Consider the following 10,429-nt stretch of genomic DNA (forward strand, 5'->3'; position numbering starts at 1 on the left):
TCGAACTGGCTGGCCTAAAGGTTAATAACGCGACTGGCACGGCCCGTTTGTCAGTGTCGATGGTTGTTGTTGATGCAGCAGAGTTTTCAAAACGCTCGGGCGCGCCTCGCGATCTGGAATGGGACAAGCTGCAATCCACGAGCTTGAATGTCGCGGCACCTGAAAAATCCTCCAGCATTACAGTTGTGCTTGATCCGGGGCATGGCGGTATTGACCCCGGCGCGTCCGTCGACGGTATCACGGAAGCGGATTTGATGCTCATTCTCGCCCAAGAGGTGCGCGACGCGCTGCTGCGTTCGGGGGATTTCAACGTTGTTCTGACCCGCGATGGCGATGAATTCGTATCCTTGGAGCGGCGCGTACAAGTTGCGCGGGCCGCGGGTGCCGATCTGTTCGTTTCCTTTCACGCGGACGCGCTTGCCAGTGGCAAAGCCAATGGCGCAGCGGTTTACACGCTTTCAGAAGAAGCCTCCGACGCGGCAACAGCAGCTTTGGCCGAACGGCACAATCGCGCGGACCTGCTCGCAGGCGTTGATCTGTCAGGGCAGGACGATGAAATCGCTGCGATCCTTATGGATTTGGCGCGATTGGAAAATCGCCCGCGCTCGGAAGATTTGGCGCGCGGCATTATTTTGGGGATCAACACCGAGGTCGGGCATACCTACAAACGACCCATTCAATCCGCTGGCTTCTCGGTTCTCAAGGCGGCTGATATTCCATCAGTCCTGATTGAAGTAGGCTTTCTGTCCAGCAAGGATGATCTAAGAAAGCTCACAGACCCGATCTGGCGCGGCAAGATGGTGACGGGCATTCATAACGGGATTCATGCGTGGCTTTTGACAGACGCTGCCGAAGCACCACTTAGGCAGAAATAAAAAGCGCTACGCAAACTGAAAATGCGCAGAAAACTGCTTACCTGTCCCAAGGTTGTGTTTTGACCATTCTGACAAGGGCGCGTATAGACAGATCAATAAAAATTGGGGGCCGGCACGTGCTCAGAGCAATCTTATCTTTCTTCGGATCCATTTTCTCGTTGGTAACAATGGGCTTGATGATGATCGCGCTTACGATCGGTGCGATTTTTTGGATGTATGGGCGTGATCTTCCCAGCCATGAAAGCCTTGCTCAGTACAAACCGCCAACGATTTCGCGGATTTACTCGGGTGAAGGCCAGATCATTGACGAATTCGCCCGCGAACGGCGTCTTTTCGCACCAGCCAATGAAATTCCTGATCTGGTAAAACATGCTCTGATCTCTGCCGAGGACAAGAATTTCTACACCCACGCCGGTTATGACACGCGCGGTATGGCGTCTGCTTTGCGCGATGCGATTGTCTCACGCGGTGAAAACGTGCGCGGTGCTTCCACGATTACCCAGCAGGTGATGAAGAACTTCCTGCTTGATGGCTCGCGCAAGGCCGAGCGTAAGATCAAGGAGATTATCCTCGCCACGCGGATCGAGGAAACCTTGAGCAAGGATCAAATCCTTGAACTTTACATGAACGAGATATTCCTCGGTCAGAACAGCTTTGGCTTTGCTGCGGCTTCGCAAACCTATTTCAACAAAACCATGGGTGAGTTGGCCCCGCATGAAGCGGCCTTTCTTGCGTCCATGCCAAAGGCTCCGTCAGATTTCCATCCTGTGCGCCGCAAAGAGCGCTTGAAACAGCGCCGCGACTTTGTGCTCAAGGAAATGATGGAAAATGGCTATATCACCAAAGAGGTATATGAGAGCGAAGTAGTCTTGCCATTGCGATCTGTGCAGAACGGCGATTTTGACAGCTTCAAGTCTGCGCTGCCACCGCGTGATTATTTTACCGACGAAATTCGCCGTCAGCTGAGCCAGGATTTCGGCGAGGGTGAGTTCTTTACAGGTGGTTTGACCGTCCGTGCCACGATTGACCCCGAAATGCAGGCAGAAGCCGCCGATGCGCTACGCCGCGGTCTTGAACGCTTTGATCGCGGGCAGGGTATCTGGCGCGGCACTGGAAAAACCATTCCGGTAGATCAGCTGGCGTCTGAAGCAAGCTGGCGTGAAGCCTTGGGCAAGGTGCTTGTCGCGCGCGATGTTGATCTGGAAAACCAATGGCATCCCGCTGTTGTGCTTGAAGTTGGCAAGAATGAGGCCCGCATCGGTATCGAAGGCGTGGATGAAGACGAGGATGGTCACTGGATTCCAGCGAAGGATGTGCAATGGGCCCGTAAGCGCTTGGCAGACGGCAAACTCGGGCGCAAAGCGCAGGTGGCTGGCGATCTGCTCGCCGTCGGCGAGGTTGTGCTTGTCCGCAAAATGACAGACGACAATTCGGGTGCGTTCATTCGCTGGACCCTGCGCCAGATCCCCGAAGTGCAGGGCGGTTTCATGGCGATGGACGTCAACTCTGGCCGCGTTATCGCGATGCAGGGCGGCTTTTCCTATCAGCATTCCGTGTTCAACCGCGCCACGCAGGCGCAGCGCCAGCCGGGCTCCAGCTTTAAGCCATTCGTTTATGCGTCTGCGCTCGATAGTGGTTACACGCCAGCGACAATCGTTGTTGACGCGCCGATTGAAATCAACACGCCGCAAGGCCTGTGGCGTCCAAAGAACGCGTCCAAAACCTTCTATGGTCCAACGCCTTTGCGTACGGGCATCGAACGTTCACGTAACTTGATGACGATCCGCCTTGCGCAAGAGGTCGGGATGGATGTCGTTGGAAATTATGCAGAAAAGTTTGGCGTTTACGACGATGGCAGCTTTCTGCGGGTACTGGCAAACTCGCTTGGTTCGCAAGAAACGACACTGTTCAAAATGGTCGCGGCCTATGCGATGTTCGCCAATGGCGGCGAGCGGGTTGAGCCAACGCTGGTTGACCGCGTGCAGGACCGCTACGGCAAGACCGTTTACAAACATGACCCCCGCATCTGTACTGATTGCGACGATCCCGCAATCGCGCCAACGCGCAGCCCGCGGATCGTGTCTGACCGTGAACGCGTGATGAATGCTGTGACTGCGTATCAGCTGACATCCATGATGCGCGGCGTTGTTGAACGCGGCACGGCCTCAAAAACCGTGAACCTGGGCGTGCCCACTGCCGGTAAGACGGGTACAACCAACGATGCAAAAGACGTGTGGTTTGTCGGCTTTACCAACCGGATCGTTGCGGGTTGCTATATCGGTTATGACACACCGCGCAGTCTTGGGGGCGGTGCATCAGGTGGCGGCATGTGCGGACCTGTGTTCAACCAGTTTATGCGCAAAGCGACCGAGAAATACGGTGCCAGCGAATTCAGCATTCCCGAGGGCTGTCAGTTTATCAAAATCGACCGTTTCACGGGCGCGCGTCTGTCTGACGGGGCGTCCGGTGACAACGTTGTAAACGAATGTTTCCGCGAGGGCGAAGAGCCGATCTTCGGCGTCTCTTTCGACGGTGGTTTCGCGATGGGCAGCAACCTCAGTCTGATCCGTCCTGACGGGGAAGTGGCACGACAAGTGACCACCTCAACGGGTAAAAAAGCGGTGGTCGGTCCAAAGGCGACCTTTGGCACGCTCAGCTCAGGCGGGCTTTACTAAAATCACTGCGATTGCCTTGTAGAAAAAGCTGAAGCCATCCACAGCCCTTGTGAGTGGCTTTGGGCTGGTTTATCACGCCTGTGCAAGTCACTTGGACGGGATGCCCCATGCGCGCTGATGCTCAAAATACTGTTGATGAGATTGAAAAATCCTTGGAATTGCTGCGCCAGCGGCTTGACTGGGATACTGCGCCTTTCCGCTTGGAAGAATTCAACGCCCGCGTTGAAGACCCTGATCTTTGGAATGACCCGACTGCTGCGCAAAAATTGATGCGCGAACGCCAGATGCTGGTGGATGCTATGGGTGTCTATACCTCGATCAAGCAAGACCTTTCAGACAACATCGAGCTTATCGAATTGGGCGAAATGGAAGATGACGAAGACGTCATCGCCGAAGCAGAAGAGGCGCTGAAGGCGCTTGCCAAAAAAGCGGCAGCCAAAGAGCTTGAAGCATTGCTGGACGGCGAAGCGGATGGCAACGACACTTTCCTTGAAATCAACTCTGGCGCGGGCGGCACAGAAAGCTGCGATTGGGCATCGATGCTGGCGCGTATGTATGTTCGCTGGGCGGAAAAGCGTGGCTACAAGGTTGAACTTCAGTCCGAAAGCGCGGGCGAAGAGGCGGGGATCAAATCTGCCGCCTACAAGATCAGCGGCCTGAACGCTTACGGGTGGCTCAAATCTGAAAGCGGCGTACATCGTTTGGTGCGGATTTCGCCCTTTGATAGCGCTGCCAAACGGCACACGTCCTTTACGTCCGTGAAAGTCTATCCCGTCGTTGATGACAATATCGAGATTGAGGTGAACCCATCCGATATCCGCATCGACACATATCGCTCTTCTGGTGCGGGTGGCCAGCACGTGAACACCACCGATTCTGCGGTCCGCATTACCCACGCACCTACTGGGATCGTTGTGACATCGTCGGAAAAATCCCAACACCAGAACCGCGATATTGCGATGAAGGCGTTGAAGTCACGGCTTTATCAGATCGAGCTGGATAAGCGTTCGGCTTTGGTCAACGAGGCACATGAAAACGCGGGCGACGCGGGTTGGGGCAATCAGATCCGATCTTACGTTTTGCAGCCATATCAAATGGTGAAAGACTTGCGCACCAACTATGAAACGTCCGATACCAAAGGCGTTCTGGACGGCGATCTTGACGGGTTCATGGGCGCTACGCTGGCTATGAACGTTTCGGGCAAAAGCCGTGCGGAGGCGCAGGGCGAGGACTAAGCCAAGTCTTGGGAGGGGCAAAGCATGAGTGATATGTTGAACCGAAGCGCTGTGGCGCTGGCTGCTGGAATTGCCCACAAAGAGCTTAGTGCCGAAGAGTTGATGCGCGCCTCGCTTGAGCGGATTGCAGAGGTGAATGGCACCGTGAATGCGGTGGTTTCGCTGCGCGATGCAGAAGATTGCATCAATGATGCGCGCGCCGCTGACAATGAGACGCCCAAAGGCCCGCTGCATGGTCTTCCCGTTGCGATCAAGGATCTGGCCAATGTTGAGGGTTTGCTCACCTCCATGGGCTCGCCCATTTTTGCAAATAATATCGCCCAGAAAGATGATCTGATGGTCGCGCGGATGAAGGCGGCAGGGGCCATCGTCATCGGCAAAACCAATACACCTGAATTCGGCCTTGGCAGCCATACATTCAATCCCGTCCACGGCGCAACGCGCAACCCCTATGATCCGACGCGCTCGGCCGGCGGGTCTTCTGGCGGCGCAGCGGCGGCATTGGCGGCTGGAATGATCCCGATCGCAGATGGTTCTGACATGATGGGCAGCCTGCGCAATCCGGGTGCTTGGAACAACGTGTATGGCCTGCGCCCGACCTATGGTCTGGTGCCGCTTGATATGCCTGGCGATGTCTACCTTCATCAATTGGCCGTTGCTGGTCCGATGGGGCGCAGCCCTGCGGATGTGGCGATGCTGTTGGATGTTCAGGCCGGGCTTGACCCGCGCGATCCGCATAGTTTCGCGCAAGCCCCAAGCGTGCCGCAGCTGGAGGGTGATATCAAAGGCATGCGCCTTGGCTGGCTTGGCGATTGGGGCGGGGCCTATGCGATGGAGGCCGGGGTCATGGCGACCTGCGAAACGGCTCTCGCACAGTTCGAAAGCATGGGCGTCAGCGTTGACAAGTTGGAGGCACCATTCCCGGCCGAACAAATCTGGGACGCTTGGGTTGGCTTGCGTGCTTTTGCCAACGCGGGCGGCAAGGGCGCTCTTTACGATAACCCTGACTTGCGCGCGATGCTCAAGGACGATGCAATCTGGGAGATCGAAACGGGCCGCGCCCTAAGCGCGATGGATGTGCACCGTTTGAGCGTGATCCGTTCACAATGGTTTGCCAAGTTGAATGGCTTGTTCGCCCAGTATGACGCGCTTTTGCTGCCCTCTGCGCAGGTCTGGCCGTTCCCGGTTGAATGGAAATCGCCGCGCGACATCGCAGGGCGCGCAATGGACACCTACCACCGCTGGATGGAGGTCGTGATCCCCGCAAGTCTTGTTGGTGTCCCGTGCCTTAACATTCCTGCAGGCTTTAGCGAGACGGGCCTGCCGATGGGAATGCAGGTCATGGGACCGCGACATAGCGATGGTAAACTGCTGCGGATTGGCCAGCGTTGGCATGAAGCAAACGATTTTGCGGCGCATAAACCTGATCTGGATGCACTGAAGGGTTGATAGCGACAGGTTTTCCCGCTTGGATGAACGCGGGGAGGGACCATTAATGCCATTAACACCAAAGTCCGGCGTGCCGGAATTCCAACAGATATCGTTCAGCTTTTTCGGCGAAGCACTGCGGCGCGGCTGGCAGGACTTTATGGCTCATCCGAAATACGGCATTCTTTTTGCCAGTTTCTATGTGCTTGGCGGACTTGTGATCGCGTGGATTTCCTACAAGACCAATACGACCTATTGGCTGGTTCTGGCCGCTATCGGCTTTCCTCTGCTTGGTCCATTTGCGGCGGTTGGTCTTTATGATGTGAGCCGGCGGCGCGAAATGGGCATCCCCATGGATGATCCAAGCATCTTTGGTGTGGTCCTGTCCCAAAGCAAACGCCAGCTGCCGTCAATTTGTGCGATCATCGTTTTCGTCTTTTTGCTGTGGTTCTTCATCGGGCACATGATCTTTGCGCTCTTTATGGGGCTGTCAACAATGACCGATGTCCATAGCAGTCTGGAGGTCTGGCTGTCCGCGAACGGACTAACGATGCTGCTTGTCGGCAGTATCGCCGGAGCAGGGTTTTGTCTGATCCTCTTTATGATAACCGTTTTCGCGCTGCCATTGTTGCTACAGCGCGAGATTGATTTCGTAACAGCGATGATTACCAGCTTTCAAACCGTGCAGGCGAATTTTCTACCGATGGTCCTATGGGGTGCCTTTATTGCAGCCACCGTTCTGCTGTCGATGATCCCGCTATTCCTGGGGCTGTTCATCACATTGCCGCTGCTCGGGCATGCGTCATGGCATGTCTATTCCCTCGCACGCGGCATTGATCGGCGCGTTACTCCTCCCGGCCCATCTGTTTAAGCCGTGCATGCAAGGTTGGGGCATCAGGGTGCCCCAACTCAAGCGCAAAGACGTAGGCATGAGTAAGGTAAAAGCCAGAGGCATTTTCATCATTCGCCGCGTCCGCAGCCTCGCGATAAAGCAGCACAAGGGCAGGGCGGTCATCCCGCCCATGCGCTGCAAGCAAGCGCGCACCTAAATCACTCATTCGGCGGCTTGCGCTGTACCGCGATGGGCCTCGATCCTGCCCGCGACCCACGCGTGGAAACAATGCGTCGGGCTATCCATTACGGCAGAGAAACGACCACCATCAAAATGCGGCGCATGACGCCCTTTTTGCATGCCTTCGACCACGAAAATGTCTTCCTCAAACACCAATTTCCAAAGCCTGGTGTTCTCTACGCGCATTTGTGCGTCAGTTTCAGGCGTTGCATAGTATAGGTGGATATTTTCGACTGTCCTGCCTTCGTTTTCCGGAACAAGAATGATCGCAAACGCATGATCGCGGTGCACCCCGAGAAGCACATTCGGATAGACCGCAACATATTCTGCGGCCTCGTTCCATTTTTCGCCAACACCTTCGAAGTCTTCAAAGACCTGACCTTGTTCGCCTTTAAGTTGGCGATAGACCAATGTGCCCTGACCAGAAAAGGCATCGGGCTTTTCGATATGGTAGTGATCCTCAAGACGCGAATAGCTGTTCAGTCCGGGGTGGACCCATGGCAGGTGATAGCTCTCGCAATAGTTTTCAACGGCGAGTTTCCAGTTGCAGTCAACAGCCAGTTGAAATGCACTATCCGCACCGCCGTGAAAGAGTGGTTTGTCGAATTCTGCCCAACGCGCGATCAGATCGGCGTTTTCCTCTTCAAAAGGCAGGGCTTTTCCATCGATGTTGATCCAGACGACGTCACGCCAGATATGGCTGCGCACTTCGATCAAGCCAAGCTCGTTGCGGTTAATGCTTTCATGGGTGTTCTGGCCCGGCCCGCCCACATGGGGCGTGCTGACAAGACGACCTTCTGTACTGTAGCACCAGCTGTGATAGGGGCAACGGATCGCCCCTTCGATCTTGCGCGGCTCTTCCACAAGGATCATGCCGCGATGACGGCAAATGTTCTGAAAGACACGCACGACGCCGCCCTTGTCGCGCACCAATAGCAGCGGCATCCCTAGGAAGGTGATCGGCACTGCATCGCCATTTTCAGCAATATCGGCCGTGACGGCCAAACCGGCCCAGGACGAAAACAAAACCGCGTGTTTTTCTTCTTCAAAGATATCAGGATCAATGTAGTGGGCATTGGGTAGGCCCTGCGCGTTTTCAACGGGGCGGCGCACCGCAGAAAGATCAGTGATGGGTCCAGACATGGCTTTGCTCTTTGATTGTGTAACGCAACGCTAGCCTTTGCACTTCGCTTTCATATGCCTTGTAGCGACCTCAACTTTTCTCACCGCGACCTTGCTGCGCTACATAAACGGTTCATCTATGCGCAATAGTCGGCGGTGAAATGCGGGCAAATCATTGATGTCGCAGAAACCGGCAGTGCGCGCGGTCTGTAAGATCGTACCCGTTGAAGGGCCAAGAAATTCGTAAACCATGCGCACAACGCGCGCGCTAGCCATCGCTTCGTTAATGGTGCGCGCCGCGTAGCCATGCCAGAAATTGCGATTAAGCGATGCGACGGGCGAGAGGAAATTAAACGTAACCGTCATCGCATTGCGCCGCGAAATCAAAGCGCCAATTCCGTCCTCCATTTGCAGCGCATAGCCTTTGAATTGACGTGTGCGGGGGTCTTGGGGCAAACCTTGCTCGGCAATAGATTGGCGCGTTTCAAATCCCTTAATAAAGGTCCATCCGTCCACGCGATAAACATAGATCAGGCCAGAAATAAATTTCTCAGGATAAAGAAAGCTCTGACGCGAAAACCGATAGAACCCGCTTGGTAGAAGGTCTTCGGACACAACGTTGTTCTTGATGTCGGTAAATTCCGCAATCTCAGGATGCGTAAGCAGGGGCGGGCGCACCGAGTTGATGCTTTCCAAAGGCTGCGTGAGAATGCGGGCATCCGTTTCAAAAAAGGCGCAAATTCGTGCCAGCATATCCGGGCGCGGATAGCTTTCGCCATTCAAGTAGCGGTTGAACTGCGCGCGATTGATGTCCAGCTGCCTGCACACCTCGGAAATGGACGGGTAAGCATCGCTAAGAATTCGTAAATTCCGCCCAAACAGGGCACGGATTGGAATGGGACTTTGTTTCATGCGCGTTACCATTTCGACCCTGATCGCCATACATTAGTAAAATTTCGCGCCCTTCATAAAGATGAACTCGGATATTGATACAATTTAAGTAATAGCTGACTCAAATTTGCATCAAGGATCAATTTAGATGACGCAAGTTGTCTGCGAACGATGCTATAAACTTTATGGTTTTCTAATCAAGCGGCGACATACTGAAGGGGGAAAAGCTGAAAGGGTAACTATGCTTGGAGTGGTAATCTGGCGTGATGAGGCCGACAGCAAAGCTATTATATGGTGCGAAGATCACGGCGAACTCGCATTTTTAGGTCAAAGCCCTCACAAAGCGGCAAGCGCAGATCGCTTTGATGAAGGCGATTTGATCCAGTTTGATGTTACAGTACTTGATAGTCTGCGGATCGCCCGCAATCCGCGCCGCATTGCGCAGCACTATTGCTGTGATCTGAGCGCGGTCGTTTCAAAGGCGACAGAGCTGAAAGAAAGCCTTGGCCAGACATCCAAACCTGATCCGGCAAGGCCCGATACAAGCAATGTCGCGACCTTCGATCTCGACCGTCTGCGCGCAAAGCGTAACGGGCAAAAGCGCACATCCGCCGCTGCCCGTTGATTTCGTGTTAAACGCCGCGTGAAAGCGCGGCGACACCTGTGCGTGCAAGCTCGCTCAAACCCAATGGACGCATGAGATCCGCAAACGCATCGATCTTTTCCGAAGTGCCGGTCAGTTCGAACACGAAGCTTTCCAAAGTGCTATCAACAACATTGGCGCGGAAAATATCCGCGAGGCTTAGCGCCTCAACACGTTTCTCGCCCTTGCCTTCAACCTTGAAGAGGGCAAGCTCACGCTCGACCGATTGCCCTTCAACCGTCAGATCATGAACCTGATGCACAGGAACAATACGGCCAAGCTGTGCTTTGATCTGTTCAATCACCTGCGGCGTACCTGTGGTGACAACTGTTATGCGGCTTAGCTTACCGGAATGGTCAATCTCGGCCACTGTCAGGCTTTCGATATTGTAGCCGCGCCCTGCGAACAATCCGATCACGCGGGCAAGAACGCCGGCTTCGTTATCAACGATCACAGCAAGAGTATGGGTTTCCTGAACGTCCGAAAAA

10 protein-coding genes are annotated in these 10,429 nt (G+C 54.7%); 6 read left to right on the forward strand and 4 right to left on the reverse strand.

The genetic code is table 11. The features are described 5' to 3' along the window. From WBC85_RS08750 to WBC85_RS08770, 5 genes are all read left to right on the forward strand, one after another. Positions 1-875, forward strand: an 875-nt coding sequence (locus WBC85_RS08750) for an N-acetylmuramoyl-L-alanine amidase family protein (RefSeq protein WP_424435425.1), incomplete at its 5' end; no start/stop codon positions are given. A gap of 116 nt (positions 876-991) precedes the next feature. Further along, positions 992-3,550: a penicillin-binding protein 1A gene (locus WBC85_RS08755; protein ID WP_424435428.1), complete on the forward strand. Its 2,559-nt coding sequence runs from the start codon at positions 992-994 to the stop codon at positions 3,548-3,550. 107 nt (positions 3,551-3,657) lie between these two features. Beyond that, positions 3,658-4,785 carry a peptide chain release factor 2 gene (gene prfB / locus WBC85_RS08760; protein ID WP_424435431.1) on the forward strand — a complete coding sequence of 376 codons (1,128 nt, stop codon included), beginning with the start codon at positions 3,658-3,660 and terminating at the stop codon, positions 4,783-4,785. 24 nt (positions 4,786-4,809) lie between these two features. Further along, positions 4,810-6,234: an amidase gene (locus tag WBC85_RS08765; RefSeq protein ID WP_424435434.1), complete on the forward strand. Its 1,425-nt coding sequence runs from the start codon at positions 4,810-4,812 to the stop codon at positions 6,232-6,234. Positions 6,235-6,280: 46 nt separating this feature from the next. Continuing rightward, the gene (locus tag WBC85_RS08770) at positions 6,281-7,084 is read left to right on the forward strand and encodes a DUF2189 domain-containing protein (protein ID WP_424435436.1); all 804 of its coding nucleotides are present in this window, start codon (positions 6,281-6,283) and stop codon (positions 7,082-7,084) included. Here the strand turns inward: WBC85_RS08770 and WBC85_RS08775 are convergent. The 3 genes from WBC85_RS08775 to WBC85_RS08785 all read right to left on the reverse strand — a co-directional run bounded on the left by WBC85_RS08775 (position 7,059) and on the right by WBC85_RS08785 (position 9,319). Continuing rightward, complete coding sequence (locus WBC85_RS08775; RefSeq protein WP_424435439.1) at positions 7,059-7,271, reverse strand: hypothetical protein; 213 nt, start codon at positions 7,269-7,271, stop codon at positions 7,059-7,061. The two genes, WBC85_RS08770 and WBC85_RS08775, sit on opposite strands and share 26 nt — an antisense overlap. Further along, positions 7,268-8,428: an aromatic ring-hydroxylating oxygenase subunit alpha gene (locus tag WBC85_RS08780; RefSeq protein ID WP_424435442.1), complete on the reverse strand. Its 1,161-nt coding sequence runs from the start codon at positions 8,426-8,428 to the stop codon at positions 7,268-7,270. Before WBC85_RS08780 ends, WBC85_RS08775 begins: the two co-directional genes overlap by 4 nt. Positions 8,429-8,527: 99 nt before the next feature. After that, the gene (locus WBC85_RS08785; RefSeq protein WP_424435445.1) at positions 8,528-9,319 is read right to left on the reverse strand and encodes a helix-turn-helix domain-containing protein; all 792 of its coding nucleotides are present in this window, start codon (positions 9,317-9,319) and stop codon (positions 8,528-8,530) included. Between the two features lie 220 nt (positions 9,320-9,539). Between WBC85_RS08785 and WBC85_RS08790 the strand changes: the two genes are divergently transcribed. Further along, positions 9,540-9,923 carry a hypothetical protein gene (locus WBC85_RS08790; RefSeq protein WP_424435448.1) on the forward strand — a complete coding sequence of 128 codons (384 nt, stop codon included), beginning with the start codon at positions 9,540-9,542 and terminating at the stop codon, positions 9,921-9,923. Between the two features lie 7 nt (positions 9,924-9,930). Here the strand turns inward: WBC85_RS08790 and ilvN are convergent. After that, positions 9,931-10,429 (reverse strand): acetolactate synthase small subunit (gene ilvN, locus WBC85_RS08795; protein WP_424435451.1); only part of this gene is annotated, 499 nt, incomplete at its 5' end.

Source organism: Planktotalea sp. (assembly GCF_049680325.1).
Classification (GTDB): Bacteria; Pseudomonadota; Alphaproteobacteria; order Rhodobacterales; family Rhodobacteraceae; genus Planktotalea.